The following is a 17,741-nucleotide window of genomic DNA, read 5'->3' as shown; positions in this document are numbered from 1 at the left end:
CAAAATTCATCATGTCAGACATCGGGGTCCCCCGCTCACCATTGGTTATAGGGAATTCCGTTTGTTCCTACAAGGTCGGACCCGGAGAAGACGTCGATGACGCCGCCGTCCGTCTGATCGACCAGTTCTTGCCACGAGGTGGTGTTGCCCGTGATCGGATCGGTCGGGACCCGCCGCAGATACCCGGCTGCCACCAGGGACTGAATCGTTTCCGGGTACTTGCCCTTATCGGCGCGATGCTGGTCGATCACATCCCGGAGCGAGAACAGGTTTTGTCTGAGCGCGCCCTCCTTGGCCTTCACCACCGCCGCCTGATACGACGGAATGGCCAGGGTGGCGAGAATGCCGATGATCGTCACGACGATCATCAGCTCGATGATCGTAAAGCCGCGGGCTCCGGTCGCACGACGGGAGCGTCTACCAGTCTCGGTATTTGGTGCCATCGAGTGCGAGATCCTGACTCTGGGTCGATACATCGTAGACGTCTTCCCCGCACCAGTCCTTCACGCTGGCCGGGTCCCGGTAGCAGCGCATATGCCAATCGGTCCGACCGGTCATCGGGTCGATCGGGAGCTGGCGCAAGTACCGTTTGGTCGTGATGCCCTTCACCGTCGCCTGTTCGCCGGTCAGTTTGACGCCGAGCAGCACGTCCAAGGTCTTCGGGTAGCCGTAGGGGCCCGTCACGTCTTTGCAACTCAGCCGATTCTTTACGCACGCGGGACCGGTCAGCGTATCCCCTTCCCTCGCCCATTCGAGGTGGAAGGTGTCGATCGCCGTCCGCATCACGCGCAGGCTTTGTCGCAGTTCGATTTCCTTCGTTCGCTTGGCCGAGACACGGGTGAACGGCAGCGCTACGGACGCAAGAATGGTGAGAATGGTCAGCGTGATCAGCAGCTCCAACAGTGTGACGCCGGACTGCTTCACCGCACCCTCACGACTCCCTTGGCCTCCACCGGCTGCTCGCCGGGTTTGGCGTCTTCCGTCCGAATCGGATGCAACCGCAAGGTCGAGACGCCGGGTGCCTTGGCGGCGAACGTCAGCCGTAACAGTCGGCCTTCTTCCTTGGCGCCTTTGCCCGTTCGATGGAGCCGGAGTTCGACTCCGCCGTCGATCGACTGCGAGGGCACCGCCACGGGAGCCTTGCCGGTTTCAGCGCCCAGCAACTCCCCTTCAGATGCGTCGCGGAACTCCAAGACCTTGGGATCGAACTCGAGCTTCATCAATTCCAGATCGAGATCTTGGATGCGTTTTGCGTTCACTTCGATCTGAAACTCCTTTCCGACCGGGACGACCGCATCGGCCGGGCGGATCATGAGTTCCGGCCTCGGCGCCTTCGCTTCCGGAAGCGTAGCCTCACCGGCCGGGCTCTTCCCCAACGTCTTCGGCGTTGCGGACGACAACTTGGCCGCGGACGAGACCCGCGCCGACACCTTTTTGGGTTGCGGCGCGAACAGCGGGGTCGTCGAGTAGACCGACTCCGTGCCGGACCAGAAGGCCTGCGCTTGGAGACTGGGCGGCTGCAACGGCGTCACGATGTGGGGCGTGATGGTCAGGATCACTTCCGTGGTGACCCGCTGCGTCTTGAACGAGCTGAGCAGGTTCCCGATGAACGGGAGATCCCCGATCCACGGAATCGTGACCCTCGTCCGGCGGTCTTCTTCCTGGAGGAGGCCGCCCAGCACGATCGTCTCGCCGTCTCGCACGTTCAACATGGTTTCCGCGGAGCGGTTGCCGAATTTGAACTGGGTGATCGGAGGCGACGCCTGCAACAACACCGTGTCGCCGAGCCGGATCACTTCGATCTTCATCTTGAGGGACAACTCGCTTCCCAGGTGGATCGCCGGTTCCACCGTCAGCTTGACGCCGGTATCGCGGAATTCGATCGAGGTCACGGTCGAGGTGGTCGGCACGGCACCCGTCGCCGCCTGACCCGGCAGCACGTTGGTCGTCGAGAGGAGAATCGGCTGCTTGTCGCCGATATTGACCTCGGCCTTCTTATTGTTGACGACGCGCACCTTCGGTGCGGCCAGGGTCTTGGCATCCGTGACTTGCTTGAAGAAGTCCAGTTGGACGTTGGTCGGCAGCTTGAACATATAGCTGTCTTTGCCCAGGCTGGTCAGCTGCCGATAGGTGAACTGTTGTGCCAGGTCACCGGCGATCGTGCTGTTGAAGCCGGGGGGAACCAGCGCGGCCGCCACCTGTTTCGGATAGGACAGGCCGTAGGTCTGGTCGACCGTGCGGTCCACTTCCAGCACCTCGACATCGAACAGCACTTCCGAGTCTTCGCGATCGTTGGCCTGGATGATCTTCTCGGCCAATTCGACCTTCTCCGGTTGGTCACGAACGACGATCGTGTTCAGCGGTTCGTTCGCATGGATGTGTTTGATGTCCAGCATCGTCTTGAGCAAGGCGACCATGTCCTTGGCCTTCGCGCTCGAGAGATAGAAGGTGCGGATCATCAAATCCTGATACTGCTCCTGCTTCTGTTTGGTGTTGGGGCTGATGATGAAGAGCGACGGCCCCGCCTTTTGGGCAAACAGGCTGTTGCTGTTCAGCACCAACGTGAGCGCTTCGTCGAACGGCTTCTCCTCGAGCGACACCGTGACCGGATCGTTGCGCACGTCCTTGTCGAAGACGAAATTCACGCGGGCCGCCTTGCCGATCGCCTCGAGCACTTCCTTAAGGCCCGCGTTTCTGAACTGGAGTGTGATCGGCTGCTTCTGCCGGTCGTCCCGCCCCTGAGCCTGCTGCTCTTCGGAAATCCGCGCGACGCCCTCGAGGGCTTCTTTCGACGACGGATCCAATTCGATCGCCCGCGCATAGGATTCCATCGCTTCGCTCACGCGGCCGAGTTGCGCCAGCCGGTCGGCTTCGCGCGAGCGGTCGCGCGCGTCTTTCAACCGCAGCGATTCCGTCAAGCCGGTTTCATGATCCTTGGAAGTAGGTTCGATCGTGAGGGCGCGCTTGAATTCCTCGGCGGCCGCATCGAGTTGATGATCTTTCAAAAGCTGCCGGCCGCGTTCCTGGTGCATGGCCGCGGCGCGCTCGCGCGCGATGGCGTACTTGTTCTGCAGCGATGGGTCGAAGGGGTCGTCCTTGAGGGCCTGTTTGTAAGCCAGAATGGCTTCTTCCCAACTTCCCGCGGCGAGATGCTGATCGCCTCGTTTCACATCGGGGGAGGACAGCGTCCCGCAGGAGGCCAACAGGATTGCGCCGGCGGAGATCAGACACGTTCCGAATACTCGCGCTTGCGAGCGGAATCGACGATAAATAAGCACCGTAACCTGCCTGATGAGAAGTGGATGAAGTGTGGCCTTCGTCTGTTGAACGACACGCGCCTCAACGAGTTTGGTATATCAAACTCAACAAGGAGGGACAATCAGTTTCTCGTTTTCGTCCGCGCGTGAACGCGTGTGATATCCGCGCGTTCGTCGATCTCGCTTCGCGATCGGGCGAGATGCGTCGTACGCGTCGAGGTGGAACTCGGGGCCGTAAGGAGAATTGTGGAGGGGCTGAATCGGAAGACGAGGCGGAGGGAGCTGCGTGAGGCGCTCCGGTCCGCCGCGGCGGACCGGAGCGCGTATTCTCAGAGTCGCCAGTACTTAACCGAACCGGGCAAGGCGCCGGGGGGCAGCACGCTCTTCACGTCGACCACCACGTTGTTGCGCTGCTTGCGCAACGGCTTCAAGAGTTCATCGATGCTCATCTGCATGTATTCACGGTGAGCCACGGCGAGCACGATGCCGTCCAGCTGTTTGAGCTGGTCCCACGTGGACAGGCGGAGCCCGTATTCCGCGACGGCTTCCTCGGGTTCGGCCAACGGATCGTGCACCAGCACCTGAACGCCGTACTCCTTCAACTCGTGGACGATGTCCGGCACGCGGCTGTTGCGAAGGTCGGGCACGTTCTCTTTGAACGTCAGCCCCAGCACGCCGATCTTCAGATCGCTGACCGGGCGCTCCACCTGGCTCAGCAACTTGATCGTCTGCTCGGCGACATACTTGCCCATGCTATTGTTGATGCGTCGGCCCGCCAGAATGACCTCGGGGTGATACCCGACCGATTCGGCTTTCGTCGTCAGATAGTAAGGATCGACGCCGATACAGTGGCCGCCGACGAGACCCGGGCTGAATTTGAGGAAATTCCACTTCGTGCCGGCCGCTTCGAGAACCGATCGGGTGTCCACTCCCAACCGATGGAAGATCAGCGCCAACTCGTTCATCAGGGCGATGTTGAGGTCGCGTTGCGTGTTCTCGATCACCTTGGCGGCTTCGGCCACCTTGATGCTGGCGGCCCGGTGGATGCCCGCCTTCACGACCATGCCGTACGTTTCCGCCACGATCTCGAGCGATTCCTCGTCTTGCGCCGAGACGACCTTGATGATCTTTTCGAGGGTATGTTCTTTGTCGCCCGGATTGATCCGCTCCGGTGAATAGCCGATCTTGAAATCGATCCCGCTCTTCATGCCGGACGCCTGTTCGAGAATCGGCAGGCAGTCCTCTTCAGTCGCGCCGGGATAGACGGTAGATTCGTACACCACGATCGCGCCCGGCCTGAGATTCGAGCCGATCAGCTCGGAAGCTTTCTTGAGGGCCGTGAGGTCCGGCTGCAGCGCTTGGTTGATGGGCGTGGGCACCGCCACGATGATGAAGTCGGCGGTCTTGAGATCGCTCGGCTCGGAGGTATACCGCACGCGGGTCGCCTTCAAGTCTTGAGCAGAGACCTCGCCGGTGCGATCGACGCCCTTTCGCAGTTCCTCGACTTTGGCTTTGTTGATGTCGAATCCGATCACCTGGGCGTACTTGCCGAACGCCACCGCGATGGGCAACCCAACGTACCCCAACCCGACCACTGCGATCTGCCGCTGCGCCTGCTTTTTGGCCATTAGAGTCTCCTCGTCAGAAAATGCGCGCCTACCTGCTCATGCCGTCGAAAAAAAGAATGGCAGAAAGCACCGAATTCGTCAACGAAATCGCAAGAGGGCAAGCTGCGCCCTTATGTGGCCAATGAGGGTTCTTCGGGTTGGATGTCGTGGCCCCGGCTCGTGGACAACACGACCTGGGCGCCGCTGATCGCATCGATGAGCGCCTGCCGTTCCGCGTCCAGGTTCGGGAGGTGCGGGACACCGTCGATGAAGCGTTCCGCCGCTATCGTCAACGCTTCCAACGCCTGCCCTTCCGTGACCGGTTCATCGGTTTCGAGTTGGAACGACCGTCGGCCGGGACGGCGGCTGCGTGGCTGGGGCGCGATGGGGTTATCCTTTTCCAGTTCGGGTCGTCGGGATCGTGTCATGGGTCCTCCGAATAGAATGAACGCGAATGAGGAGTCCCACTCTACCCGACTTCGCTGTCTTGTTCCACCCATTCCCTCCGGCTAGAGACAAGTCTCTCCGGGGAACTCGGTGTTTCAACCTTAGCAGGCCGATACCGCGCTTGCTCGCGGATGTGCTGCAGAGACCACACCGCCGCCAACCGAGGAAAGAATTGTCGCCCAACGTGACAATTTGCGGTCCTGGGCGCGGCCTACACCGCAACCTCCTCCATTCCTACAAGTTTTGTCTTTGAGTATCAGACGGTTAGCAATCAATCATTCGGCAGCCAACGGAACGATTTCTGCATCACTCATCGGTACGATCCTCTCAACCATCAACGTGTCGCAACGGACAGAGTCGCCGCATATAGAAAGGAGCACAGCGATGAGCAAGCAAACGCCCCATGTCACCACCAACCTCGAATGTCCGATTCATATGGACAATAGGAAGGTTGAATTTGCCGTCAACGTTTTCCGGGATGCCGACCATCATGGATTGGAAGTGGAAGCCTGCTCCCAATTCCACAGCAAGGACGGTCAGGTCACCTGCGATCAGCACTGCAAACATACCGACACGGCCCACCATATCCATGAGGCGGAAGCCAAGCGTCACCAGGAAGAACTGACCATGATCGGTCAGAACGTCATCGGCTGAAACCGGCACGTACCTGTCGTAGCCGGCATCGCCGTCCCGACACGTACAGCCTGAACCATAACCAGAGGGAACTGCGCTTGAACGCGCATGTGACTGGGAAGAAGGGAACGCACCATGACCCGCATCGCATTGAAATTCGCCAGTCTGGCCACCGTGCTCAGTTTCATCGGCATGCTCGCTGCGCCGGTGTTTACCTACGCCGCCTCGCCGGCACCGATGGAAATCAAAGTCCGTGTGAGTGAGAAGGGCTTCGCGGATGAACAGGGACGCCCCTACGGCCCCAATCGTCCGCTGAAGATCCAACAGGGTACGCCTGTGACCCTCGTCTTCGTGTTCAGTGAGAATGTGTCCAGCTTGGCCGTGGGTGACACGCACCAGATCGCGCTTCGCTCCGATGCCGGCCAGGTCGGCGAAACGGAGAAGCTTTGGGTGATGAACAAACAGTCGAGCATTTCCTTCCGCGCGGGCGACAAGGGCCAACTTCAGTACCGCGCCTACTGCATCCTGGACTGCATCGGGATGGAGCACCTCACCAACCTGGTCATTCAGGTCGTCACGGCCTGATCCGCACCAGCCGCCGACTCCCGCCCTACCCCGCGGTCTGCACAGCCCAAGTGGGCCGCGGGGAGCCATCTGGAAGAGCATGAGAGCCGATCATGTCTGGCTCATGGCACAGGCAGGAGCGCGAAGCGCGCGTGCGCCTCGCATCTGCTGTCTCTCGTCTAACGTCTCACGTCTGTCCGGGCCCTACGCCATTCGCTATAAGCCATAAGCTCTTCAGTCATTGCGCCTGCTTGGCTTTGTTCGCTTCGCAGCCCATGATCGCGGCGACCAGTTGTTCCCTCATCCGCGTTTTGCAGACGAAGGCCGAAGCGCCCGCGTTCATCATGGTCTTTTTGGTATGCTCGTCGTCGTAGAGCGACAGGCCCACGACCGTGATGTCCGGCGCCACGGCCTTGAGGCGTCTTGTCGCTTCTACGCCATCGAGCCGCGCTAACCCGATGTCCATCACGACCACGTCGGGCCGCAGCTCCATCGCGAGGTGCAAGGCAGTGAGTCCGTCCTCCGCTTCCCCGATCACCGAGAGGTCCTGCTGCTCTTCAATTTCTTGCCGAACGCGATCGCGCAGGGTCTGATTGTCTTCGACGATGAGGACGCTGACCATGGTACTACCTCCTGGCTTACCGAGGTGTGGCCGCGGATGGAATCGACTACGTTGCGAAACGGCGGACCGTCAAAATCATCTACCAGTCAACGAATAAGAAGGCAACAGATGTGCCCTGACGCTCCGTCCTGATTACCACTACAGTAAGTGGTCGAGATTGGACGACGCTCGGTACCCTTCTCGATTGAGACGGCAACCGAGAAAACCAGCGTCCAGAGCCGTTTCTCCCTACAGGCCTTCTCGATTATTCGAAATGGGATTTTGTCGTTATCGCGGATTATTCGTCTCAACAATCTTCGTCAGAAGATTGACCGATTCGTCATTGAGACGACAGGGAAAGACGCGAGACGTCAAACATGAGACGGAAGACGTGGGGTTCGGATGCCGGAAGGGAGCATGGGCCCTCGTTCGTGAAGCGTGAAGCGTCGTTTGCGGGATTCTTCCCACGAGATACGAACGACGAGATACGAGCGCCGCCGCCGTCTGCGGCGTCAGTGCAGAACCCCAAACATCCAGAGCAGGAAGATCAAGAAGCCCGGCACGCCGAGTAGCCAGAGGATGATGCCTTTACCAGCCGCATTCATAGGTCACCTCGTCATCGAGTTACCGCTGGGGTGAGTAGACCACGGAATGTTTCTGCGCCGGCCTGGGAAAACGCCTAGCAGTGTGACTGTCTCATCGCAGACAGCAGCGACCGATCCGGGTGGCGATCACAAGACCATCTCGCAGGGCTGGAGGAATGCCTTGAACGGCACGGGGTAACCCGATTGTTCACGGACGAGCTGCGCCTGCAGTTCCTTGATGGCCTTGATCAACCCGGCCATGCGGTCCGGCTCCAGGGCCACGAGCAGCAGCTTATTTCGGTGGTGCTGGGGATGGGTAATCGACACGGCTCCCGTCTCCCCGCTTCCCCCGACGCCGTGAATCACCGTGTAGCCGGTGATCTTCAAGGCGTCGAACACGGCAAGCACCTCATCTTCATATTGTTCGCGACAGATGATCGTCAGCATTTGCATGCGTTCCCCTCCACTCACTCGCCATGGGTGACCGACCACAGGTACGGCGTCAGGTAGTAGCTCAGCAGAAAGACCGTGAGCCCCAGCACGACGCCGAGCATCGCGTGGACCCACAGGCCGACGAGCGGAATGAGGATCAGGGTGATCTGCATGACCCGCGTGATGGCCTGGTGATGCTCGTAGAAGGCTTGCCGGATATCGGCGTGAAGCGAAACTGAAAAAGTCAGGTGGGACGGTTGCATCGTCGTGCCCCCTTTCGTCCGAGTTCAGGAAAAAAGATGGGAACGGACGAAGGAAGCCTACGCGCCTCTGCCCGGTTCGTCAAGGGCGGGACGTGCGTCGCGGCTGCTCACTCGCTCAAGACATGGGCCTCCGGACGCGGCGAACGCTATGGAGCGGCGGTCTGCTCGAAGGTCTTCACGATCAGCATGTGTTGCTTCATCCGTTCGACCAATCCGCTGTAGGCATGGTCGCGCATGATGTTCGTGAACTGCGCGCGGTAGTTGCCGACGATGCTCGCCCCATCGATCACCACGTCATAGACCAACCACTCGCCGCTGCGGTCCGCCAGCCGGAAATCCAGCAGCGTATCGAGCTTCTGCCCCACGAGTTTCGTGTGCACCTCCGCCGCGTGGAGCTGCCGATCTTCCGACAGGTACTGCACCTGTTCGTCCGCATAGCGGTCGATCTTGCCTGCAAACGCTTCCCGCAGCAGTTGCACGAACAGGTCGACGAACTCCTTCTGTTCCGTCTCGCTGAGGGAGAGCCACGTGGCGCCGAGCGCCCGCTGGGCCATTTCCTCATAACTCACCCCCTGCCGAATCACCTGCTCGACCTGCAGCCGCCGTTCCGCGATCCGGTCCGGCTGCTTCAGTTCGTCCTGCTGCAGAATCCGCAGCACGTCCGTGATCGTGTGTTTGACGGAGTCCGTCGGGGTCGGGTCCGTCAGCGCAAAAGCCTCCTGCGTGACGGCGACGGTCGAGAACGTGACGGCCAGGCCGACGAACAGGAGTGCGCGCGCAAAGGCACGGGATCGGTCCCAGACGGAGAGCGAACCAGCAACAGGGATCATGGTGCGATCCTCCTGATCCATCACTCACGGCAGACTAGCTATAGGGGTAATGAGCAAGACTCGTGCTGGATGCCTCGCCATGTGGGCTGGGCAGGCGCGCGGTGCAGTCTCGGGCCTAACCCACTGACTTCGCAGGGCTGGGCGAAAATTGTCGCGGGGGCGTGACCGAGACCGATCCCGGGAAACCGGCTCCAAGAGCCGGCTTGTTGCCCCCTAGTGTGGGAGGAATGCTGCAGGTGTGGGGAACAGGCAGAGCTTCGGACCTGTCGCCGGATGGCGCGCAACGCCCGCCCAGGCCACCAGGTCCCGGCGTCACCGCCGGATTTGCAAATAGAAGGAAGAGAGGCGTAGAGGAAAGGATATGGGAGGGCGGATCATGATCGTCAAGCTCTTGTGCACTCTGCTGTTCCTGGGCCTCATGGGCGGATCGCTCTATGCGCAGAGTCCCTGTTCCGACTGTCTCTCTGCCGCCGACCAAGGGATGCGGCAATGCCTCAACAACGCCATCGGCCCCAACGAGCGCGTCGCCTGTTTGGACCAGCAGCAAGCGCAGATGAGCGCCTGCACGAGGAACGAATGTAAGGTGGAGCGGGAGGAATCCGCGGCAGCCACCGAGCAGTCACAGGCGGTGAGCCGGCCGGGCCAGGCGATCTATAGCCCGACCGAAGCCGAGTGGCTCGCCCTCGTCATGCGGGCCGGGCTCAGGCGCGAGCCCACGGCGGACCAACCCTACTCGCTCGACATCGTCCTCTCCGGTCCCGACACGCTCCAGATCGTCGTGCACTACCGCGCGCCCCTCACCCGCGACGGCCTCAGCAAACCCATCGAAGCAGCCAGAGAAGCCATCCGCAACCAAGCCAGAAGCTACGGCTGGGACAAGTGGGTGAAAATCAGGGAGACGGTGGAGTTTCTTCCGGGAAAATGAGGAGCGCTAATGATCGGCAGAGACGCCGTTCGTGAAGCGTTGTTTGCAGGATGCTCCCCACGAGATACGTTCCCCTCATTTCTTCTTATAAATATTCAGCCCGATCTTCTCGTCCCGGCCAGGGATGGTCACGTTGCCTTCGGTGGAAGCGATGATGATCGTCTTTCCCGAGGCCGAGGGGCCGAACTCTTTCGACAGATCCACCTTGATCGTGAGCTGCGTGCCGTCAACGGTCATTTCGACGTTTTTCATATAAAAGCCTTTCGTGGGTTGTAGAACCAGTCGGCGATGAGAGCCGGCGTCATTCGAAACGATTCCCGGCGCGACGATCAGCGCCGCAGCGCAACTGGGTAAAAGGCACTCTACGCGATCCCTCCCGCCCGGGCAATGGCCCTCGGGCAGATGCCGCATGATGGAAGCGACACCGAACGACCCACGGGGACACTCGTCGCGAAGGTGCTGCGCATGGCCGCACCATCAAATTCTCGCGAGAAGAGCTATCCAACAGACGCAAACTCTGGTATACGTTTGCTCCGGAGAACATTCCCAAGAAAGGAGGTGGGGTGACCATGGCAACGAAGAAAGCAGCCGCGAAGAAGCCGGCGAAGAAGACCGCAGCGAAGAAGAAGAAGTAAGCGAATTAGGGGAGGGGGTGTGTAGGCCACCCGCTCCCTCCCCATTCGTTCCCCTCCCCTGTCTTTCCCCCTTGCGATCGTTTCTCGGTTCATTCACGACACATAATTGGGCGCCTCTCGGTACCGAGTTCGCTCCCGACAACCCGACCGGGGTCCGGTCCACCGGTCCCTCCGGTTCAGTACGGATGGTCTCGGGTCAAGAGCCGAGGGTGGAGGTCTCAAGCGCGTTGGTCATGGAGACCGGAGAACTGGGTGCGGAGGTAAGGGGGTTCTGGGCAAAAAAAAACGGGGAGGTGACGGCCACATCACCTCCCCGATCTCCCCTAGGCCAGGCGGAGCGCCTTGGCTAGAAGAAAGCAGCGGACGGATCTTACCACGATCGTTTTGAGAAATCAGAAAAGATATTTCCTGTATATTCAATATCTTATACGATCATCTCCGCCTTCGGCGCTTTTACCGACCGTAAATTCCCTTCCCCAACCCACCCGTTTCCTACCCCCACCGCCGGGCTCCCTGAGAGCCTGGCCTCATCGCGCGAGCCTTCTTTTGATAGCCGTCAGATTCTCAGGGGTCGATCGCACCCGTACCGTGAGCCCCTCGGCATCATACGCTTCCGACAGGATGCGCATTCGGGCGCGGATCTCCGCAACGACCCCCTGAGCCGTAAACGGAATCCGTAATTCCTCGTCGAGCATATCGCTCTCAAAGTACCCCATGATGCGCTCACGGAGCGCCTGCAGACCGTCCTTGCTTCTCGTGGACAGCACAATGGCGTCGGGATACTCCGCCTTCAGTGCCGCCAGCTCCTCCGGCCCGAGACGATCCCGTTTGTTCAACACCAACAGGCTGGGCACATCCGTGGCGCCGACTTCGGCCAACACCGTCCTCGTGACCTCGAGTTGGGATCGAAAGGACGGATCCGAGGCATCCACGACGAACAGCAAGAGCGAGGCAGCGGCCGCTTCATCAAGGGTCGACTTGAACGACGCCACCAGGTCATGCGGGAGCTTGTTGATGAATCCCACCGTATCGGACATGAGCACTTTGGGACGCGTTTCAGGATACAAGGGCCGGATCGTGGTATCGAGCGTGGCGAACAGCTTGTCGGCCACCAGTACCTCGCTGCCTGTCATCGCCCGCATGAGCGAGGATTTCCCGGCATTGGTGTACCCCACGAGCGCGACCGTCAGTTCGTGTTCCCGTCTGGCGCGGCGCGTCTGATGCTCGTCCCCGATCGCCGCCAATTCCGTCCGGAGTTCTTTCAGGCGATCGCGAATCCTGCGCTTATCCAGCTCCAGACTCGTCTCCCCGGCCCCCTTGCCGCCGACTCCCCCGCCTTGCCGCTCGCTGCCACCGCCGGTTTCCCGCAACCGTGGCGCGAGATAATTGAGCCGCGCAATCTCCACCTGCAGCCGGGCCGCTCTGGTTCGCGCGTGCCGGCTGAATATCTCAATGATGACCCCGGTACGATCGAGCACCGGCACACCGGCGGCCCGTTCAAGATTTTTCAATTGGGACGGCGACAGGTCACAGTCCACGATGACGATCTGCGCCTCTTCGCGAGGGCCAGGGGCAGCCTCGATGCCGTCATCCGATTCGTCGTCGCCAGACTCTTCCGGGACGTCCGAATCCGCCGCCTCCTGCTTCGAAGCCGCTTGGTCCTTCTGCCGGCCAAATACCGACTCGATTTTCCCGGATCCCCCGGTCCATTGCGCCAATTCGGTGAGTTTGCCCTGGCCTAGGATCGATGCATATCGATCGGAACCACGCTTTTGCGTCACACGGCCCACGACGTGGTACCCGAGGGTCTTCACCAGACGGGTGAGCTCCTGCAGTGAACTGTCCAGCTCTTCCACCGTCACGCGGGGGGTGCGGATCGCCACAAGCACGGCATTCGGTTGTGAGGGCTTCGACATCGCAGGCCTTTCCTGAATCACATCTTTGTGAGGGTGCCATTGTAACAGGGAATGTTGGTTGAAGGCCTACTCCGGTCGCAGGACTTCTCGAAGACTCCGGCCATCATCACCGGGACAACCCTGGATGGATGCTTCGGAGAGAGAACAGGTCAGGCAGAGGCCGTTGCGGGCGGGTCAGCTTCTTCGTGGGCCGGAGGCGTTGCTGATCGGATAACAGAATGGTCCCGAGAATCCGGTTAATCTTTGGAGAGTTTTCTGACCAGCGCCGACATCTCTTCCAGCTTCCGCGCCCCGGCCGTCAGGTCGGTTTCCAGCCCTCGATCATGTCGAGGCAGGTCTTCAGGGCGCCGATGAGCTATGCCCGCGTCATCGTCGGCAACTTCTGTTCAAGCTCGTGGCGGTTCATGGGGGGCCTTAGAGGCAAAGGGTTGCTGACAGTTAGTTCTCCGTTCTATGAAATGATTCCTGGCGTCATTTGTTCCTAGAGCGGAATCGACTCTGATCGCCCCGTAATCACGTCGACGCTCAGACCTTTCGTGCTGCGTTCAAAAAACCGATCAACTTCGTCCACTGCTTCATACGAGAGGTAGCGCACTTTTCGCTCCAATTGAAATTTCCTGAACGCCGGTCGTCGTAATTGCTCAATGAGCCGAGCTTTCTTATCTTGCGGAGCGACAATGAAGAGCGGGTACGTGGTGTTGGGAGCAACCAGGGTCAAATCGGCGAAGCGTAAGAGTCCGGAGTAAATTGAAGTCGTGTTCTCGATTTCGAATGCCGCGTCGATCCGGAACTCTTCCTTCCATACGACATCGATATTCTCGACATACTTGACCTGTGTATCCAGCCCTGCGGCAAAATCTGGCTCAAACTCATTGAATTCATAAGCCCGTCTGATTTTTGCCTGGTCAGATGGAGGCACCCACACGCGACTGCTAGCTTTTACACCGAGGTTGGCAAGTTTCCACTGCATTCTCACATGGTCAGATACCGCCTCCGGCGGCATATCCGCATCGATGTCTTCATGGCGAGGAAATAGAGGCGGCCGACTTCCCTCCCCGATCGCTTGGCGATCCAGTGATTCACCTTTGGACAGTTCGTAGATCGGCTCCTGCCGTTTCCGCAACATAAGCACAGAATACAAATCATCATACCGGTCATAAAATTCTGCCAGCTTCTCCTGACTGACCAACGTCAGGCCGCGGAGCTGGTACTCACTGGCATAGCCAATAAGCCGGCAAAACTCGACAAAGGGAATGTCGATCTCCTGCGGATTAGCGATGAAGTAGATAAGGCTCCAGCTGTCGCTTTCCCCAGGGCGAAGGTTTTTCCACAGTTCCTTAGACAACTCTGGATTCACCGTGACCGCAGCAACCTTGCCCAAAAGTTTGATCGTTGCTCCCTCGATGATCAGAATGTCATCACCCGGGACCATCCGTTCGAACTTGGCTCGATTCGCACTGCTATCTCGTGAACCCCACACGGCGATTGGGCGTGGTCCGAAAATACGTGAGAGCCGGGATCGTAATCCTGCGTCCACATGTCGATAGATACTTTCCGCCATGACTTTTTGCCGGATGGTCTCTTCATAATGAACAATGGCTTCAGTATTGCCCGGTGGAATATAGATCAAGAAGATGTTCTTCATGATTGGGGGCAGTTTCGACTCGAGCAGCCTATCAGCTATTCTTCTTCAAATCCCTGGCTGGTGAACTTCAACGTTCGGCTGTTCTCGGTGACCGTACGCACGACATTGTCCGGCGCGCCGTTCGGAATCTCAGCCTCAATGTCTAATGTCACTTTCACATTGGAGCCCATCAGGCCGACCAGATGCGAGATCACTTCGTCGGCAATCCGTCCAGCATCGCGCCCCACACGAGTCTGATCAAGGCCAACGCTCCCGTGAAAGCGTTTTGGCGCGCGTGAACCTTTGGGCGTCGGAGTAGCGCCTTTGACGGTTCCTGTCTCTCCCGTGTTCGGTCCACCGCCGGTTTCTGCTTCAGACTGTCCTGTCTTGACAGGAGCCGTCTTAGCCTCAGCCTCCTGCTGCTGTACCGCCACCTCGGGACGAACGAGCAGGCCCGGATCGGTGCTCGTGATCAGAACTGGTTGCCCGCAACGTAAACCGCGATAGCGAGAGGCAGCATCATCGAAGCTATCGGCATAGGCAAATGACTCTTGATGCCACAAGAGAAGGCCGAGCCCACTGCGAATCGCTTCCAGCAACACCTCAGGGCCTCGCAATCTAGGCAAGTAGAGATACCGGGCGAAATCTTCGACCAACTGTCTGACAGGAACATGGTTCTTCCCGCGCCAGAGAGGAACTCGATCCATTTCAAGACGCAGCACGGTCGGACCATAGATATTCAGAAGCCCATCCTTCCCCAACTTCTTGCTGGCTCGGACGGCAAGTGGGTCGGAACCGGCAAGGCGAATCATCTGCCATTCGACAGGCGCTTGCGGGTTGGCTTGCCCTGGTACCAGCAACCATTGATAGGTTTCTGGGATACGTGCCGACACGACACCATCGGCTGCGGCTAATTGAGTTTCAGCCTGTTTGACCTGATGAGGGTCAAGATTCAGCGACACTTTCTCTGTGAGAATGGCGTCCCAGGCGAGATAGCGCCGCACGGCTTCATTCAAGTCTTGAAGCCGAACCTGGTCAGCCGCAAGAAAAACAAGGGTGTTGCGGAAGAGCCGTGGAGTATTCCCCCGCGAATCGAGGATGGCTTTGGCAGCCACCTCGGCTGGGTTTCCCGACTGCTTGCTGTAGGGATGATCGACGCTCAAAACCACGAGCCTGGCGTCGAGATCATCGGACACATCCTGGCCAGACTCAGGCATGGGATGCACACGGCCGAAGTCTCCGGTCTTGCGAAGATCGTCACGAAGCCGCCGGTCCAGTTCCTGCGTCACCTTGTCAGAATTGCGCTTGAGCTGCTCGGCCCGATCCTCGGCCAGTTTCGTGACTGTCGGCTGCGTCGAATACCAGTAGCGGGCGCCATCCTGGTACAGATAGGTCGCCGCGCTGCTCAACCGTCGCAACGCATCGCCAAAGATGTTGGGTGACTCGCCCGGCATCACACAACCCAGCTTCACGCGACGATCTTCAATGCCGCGATTCGCCGCCGCGGCAGTCGGGGCAGACCCCAGATAAATCGTCCGCGCCACACGGCGGCCAGCCGCATACTTCCCCAGGTTGGGCACGTCACTATCCAGGCGAAGCGGCAAGGCACTCGGGCCGTCCACATCCTTCTCGATCACCGGCACCCAGTTGTCGGACAGATAGCGCGTCAATTCGAACTGAACGCGCGGATCGTCAATCGGAATATTGGAAGGCAGAATCAGGGGATTCCGGTCCCCCTTTTCCCAGAGACTATGGATCACCGAAGCCATCAGACGCAGCACGCCGCGCGTCCGCTGGAACTTCACCAACGTGGACCAATCCGTATAGAGCCGGTCGAAGATCTCTGGATGGATGGGATACGCGGCCTTGAGGCGCTTTTCGTAATCCGACTCTCGGCACTCGGGCGGAAACTCCGCTGCCTGGGTGGCATACAAATCGAAGAAGGCCTTCGCGACCGTATCACGCGTCACATACTGACTCTTTTCGACGAGCGGTTCGAAGAGGCGTCGGCGAACAATTTCGAATCCCTCCTCCGCACTTGCCGGCCGCCAGGAAGACTCGACTCGGCCAACTACATTTTGCAGCCGATTCAACGCCTCGCGCCCACGCTGCCCACCCACCTCCACATCATCCACCTGGGTATGTGGAGATGCCGTGGTATCGGAAGCAGGCAAACTGATCACCAGCAAGCAATTCTTCGCGAGCTTCGCGGATTCGGTGAGGACCTGAGCGAACGTGAATTGTGTCTCGAAGCCGCCCGCTGGTAGATCGCTTTGGTCGTGAAGCTGTCGAGCATAGGCCACCCACTCGTCGATCAGAATCAGACAGGGACCGTAGTCTTTGAACAGCTCTCGCAACACGTCGCCAGGGCTAGTTGCCTTCTCATCGTCGGCCTGCACCCGCTTGTACGCCTTCTTGGCTTCCTTCACTCCGCCCGCTGCAAACCCCAGTTGCCAGGCAAGTTCCCCCCACAACGTTCGAACCACTGTGCCATCGGATTTCACGACCGGATTACCCGGCGAGATGCGATTCCCCACCAACACGACGCGCTTCACGGCCGGCAACTTCGCGACACCGGCCGCTTGAATGACTGCATCGACACCCAACAATTCGCTGGGCGGAGTCCCCGAGACCAGATGGTAGAGCGCCAGCATCGAGTGCGTCTTCCCGCCGCCGAAATTCGTCTGGAGCTGCACCACCGGGTCGCCACCGGTACCGGCCAGTCGTTGCGCCGCGCCGACGAGCAGTTTCTTCAAACTCTCGGTGAGATAAGTCCGGCGGAAAAACTCCACGGGCTTCCGGTACTCATCTGACCCTTCGCCGATATGCACCTGCCAGAGATCGGCCGCGAATTCCGCCTGTTGATAGCGTCCGCTCGCGACATCCTTGTGCGGATTGACGACCTCACGCCACGGCGTCAGCCCACCTGTGGCCTGGCTTTCGATGGCAGTCCCAACACTCTTACGTTTTTCGGTCCGCACCTGCTCATCGAACCGAACTCGTAAGAGTTCCATTTTCATCTTCTCGACGTCATCGGCCTGAGGTGCAGTGACGGCGGTCAACAATCGAGACACAGAATCAAGTGCGCGGTAGGCATCGTCGCCTGAAAATGGGTTCTGATGAGCCCACTTGTTGCGTACTTCACGCAACTCGCTCACGATCGATCGTTCAGCCTGCCCGAGCGTGTTGCGAAAGACGAGTTGCCATTGGTTCCACATCACCGCCAGAAGTGCAGCGACGTCCCAACGGGGTTTGTCTTCCGTCCCAAATAGATTCGGTTGCGTCTCTCGCACCGAGGCCTTGACCTGCTCAAACCACAGTTGAGCATGCTGTGCCTTCATCTCACGCTCAACGAAGGGTTGCAGCCCATCTTTGAGCAGATCCAGCGCTTTACCGACACGTTCGTGGTTCGTAATGGCCATA

Annotated in this window: 16 protein-coding genes; 3 read left to right on the top strand and 13 right to left on the bottom strand. The window is 59.4% G+C overall.

Annotated elements, in window-relative coordinates:
* Positions 1-35: 35 nt before the first annotated feature.
* The 5 genes from KF814_00575 to KF814_00555 form a co-directional block, all read right to left on the bottom strand.
* Positions 36-443, bottom strand: a complete 408-nt coding sequence (locus tag KF814_00575) for a prepilin-type N-terminal cleavage/methylation domain-containing protein (GenBank protein MBX3234617.1) — start codon at positions 441-443, stop codon at positions 36-38.
* Positions 418-924, bottom strand: coding sequence for a prepilin-type N-terminal cleavage/methylation domain-containing protein (locus tag KF814_00570; protein MBX3234616.1), 507 nt, complete (start codon positions 922-924; stop codon positions 418-420). The genes KF814_00575 and KF814_00570 overlap by 26 nt, the downstream gene beginning before the upstream one ends.
* A complete protein-coding gene (locus KF814_00565) occupies positions 921-3,278 on the bottom strand; it encodes a hypothetical protein (GenBank protein ID MBX3234615.1) in 2,358 nt (785 codons plus the stop codon). The genes KF814_00570 and KF814_00565 overlap by 4 nt, the downstream gene beginning before the upstream one ends.
* A gap of 308 nt (positions 3,279-3,586) precedes the next feature.
* A complete protein-coding gene (locus KF814_00560) occupies positions 3,587-4,885 on the bottom strand; it encodes a nucleotide sugar dehydrogenase (protein MBX3234614.1) in 1,299 nt (432 codons plus the stop codon).
* A 110-nt stretch (positions 4,886-4,995) separates the two neighbouring features.
* Entirely contained in the window at positions 4,996-5,292 is a 297-nt protein-coding gene (locus tag KF814_00555) for a hypothetical protein (GenBank protein ID MBX3234613.1), read from the bottom strand.
* A 403-nt stretch (positions 5,293-5,695) separates the two neighbouring features.
* Here KF814_00555 and KF814_00550 point away from each other — a divergent pair, with 403 nt between their 5' ends.
* Together KF814_00550 and KF814_00545 are read left to right on the top strand one after the other, a co-directional pair.
* Positions 5,696-5,965 (top strand): hypothetical protein, encoded by a 270-nt coding sequence (locus KF814_00550; GenBank protein MBX3234612.1) that lies wholly within the window; start codon positions 5,696-5,698, stop codon positions 5,963-5,965.
* A gap of 114 nt (positions 5,966-6,079) precedes the next feature.
* The gene (locus KF814_00545; protein ID MBX3234611.1) at positions 6,080-6,529 is read left to right on the top strand and encodes a hypothetical protein; all 450 of its coding nucleotides are present in this window, start codon (positions 6,080-6,082) and stop codon (positions 6,527-6,529) included.
* Positions 6,530-6,746: 217 nt separating this feature from the next.
* On the opposite strand, the gene KF814_00540 is transcribed toward KF814_00545, so the two are convergent.
* From KF814_00540 to KF814_00525, 4 genes are all read right to left on the bottom strand, one after another.
* A complete protein-coding gene (locus tag KF814_00540) occupies positions 6,747-7,130 on the bottom strand; it encodes a response regulator transcription factor (GenBank protein ID MBX3234610.1) in 384 nt (127 codons plus the stop codon).
* Positions 7,131-7,840: 710 nt separating this feature from the next.
* Complete coding sequence (locus KF814_00535) at positions 7,841-8,146, bottom strand: hypothetical protein (GenBank protein MBX3234609.1); 306 nt, start codon at positions 8,144-8,146, stop codon at positions 7,841-7,843.
* 14 nt (positions 8,147-8,160) lie between these two features.
* Complete coding sequence (locus KF814_00530; GenBank protein MBX3234608.1) at positions 8,161-8,388, bottom strand: hypothetical protein; 228 nt, start codon at positions 8,386-8,388, stop codon at positions 8,161-8,163.
* Positions 8,389-8,534: 146 nt separating this feature from the next.
* Positions 8,535-9,218 carry an ABC transporter substrate-binding protein gene (locus tag KF814_00525; GenBank protein MBX3234607.1) on the bottom strand — a complete coding sequence of 228 codons (684 nt, stop codon included), beginning with the start codon at positions 9,216-9,218 and terminating at the stop codon, positions 8,535-8,537.
* Positions 9,219-9,594: 376 nt separating this feature from the next.
* Here KF814_00525 and KF814_00520 point away from each other — a divergent pair, with 376 nt between their 5' ends.
* The gene (locus KF814_00520) at positions 9,595-10,143 is read left to right on the top strand and encodes a hypothetical protein (GenBank protein ID MBX3234606.1); all 549 of its coding nucleotides are present in this window, start codon (positions 9,595-9,597) and stop codon (positions 10,141-10,143) included.
* Between the two features lie 75 nt (positions 10,144-10,218).
* Here the strand turns inward: KF814_00520 and KF814_00515 are convergent, their stop codons facing one another.
* The 4 genes from KF814_00515 to KF814_00500 form a co-directional block, all read right to left on the bottom strand.
* Positions 10,219-10,395 carry a hypothetical protein gene (locus KF814_00515; GenBank protein MBX3234605.1) on the bottom strand — a complete coding sequence of 59 codons (177 nt, stop codon included), beginning with the start codon at positions 10,393-10,395 and terminating at the stop codon, positions 10,219-10,221.
* Positions 10,396-11,305: 910 nt separating this feature from the next.
* The gene (gene hflX, locus KF814_00510; GenBank protein MBX3234604.1) at positions 11,306-12,694 is read right to left on the bottom strand and encodes a GTPase HflX; all 1,389 of its coding nucleotides are present in this window, start codon (positions 12,692-12,694) and stop codon (positions 11,306-11,308) included.
* A gap of 481 nt (positions 12,695-13,175) precedes the next feature.
* The gene (locus KF814_00505; protein ID MBX3234603.1) at positions 13,176-14,339 is read right to left on the bottom strand and encodes a hypothetical protein; all 1,164 of its coding nucleotides are present in this window, start codon (positions 14,337-14,339) and stop codon (positions 13,176-13,178) included.
* A gap of 35 nt (positions 14,340-14,374) precedes the next feature.
* Positions 14,375-17,740, bottom strand: a complete 3,366-nt coding sequence (locus tag KF814_00500) for a DUF499 domain-containing protein (protein ID MBX3234602.1) — start codon at positions 17,738-17,740, stop codon at positions 14,375-14,377.
* Between the last annotated feature and the right edge of the window lies 1 nt (position 17,741).

Source organism: Nitrospiraceae bacterium, assembly GCA_019637075.1.
Taxonomy (GTDB): Bacteria; Nitrospirota; Nitrospiria; order Nitrospirales; family Nitrospiraceae; genus JAHBWI01.
Note: the sequence above shows the minus strand (reverse complement) of the source record. Positions and strands in the feature narration are given on the sequence as shown.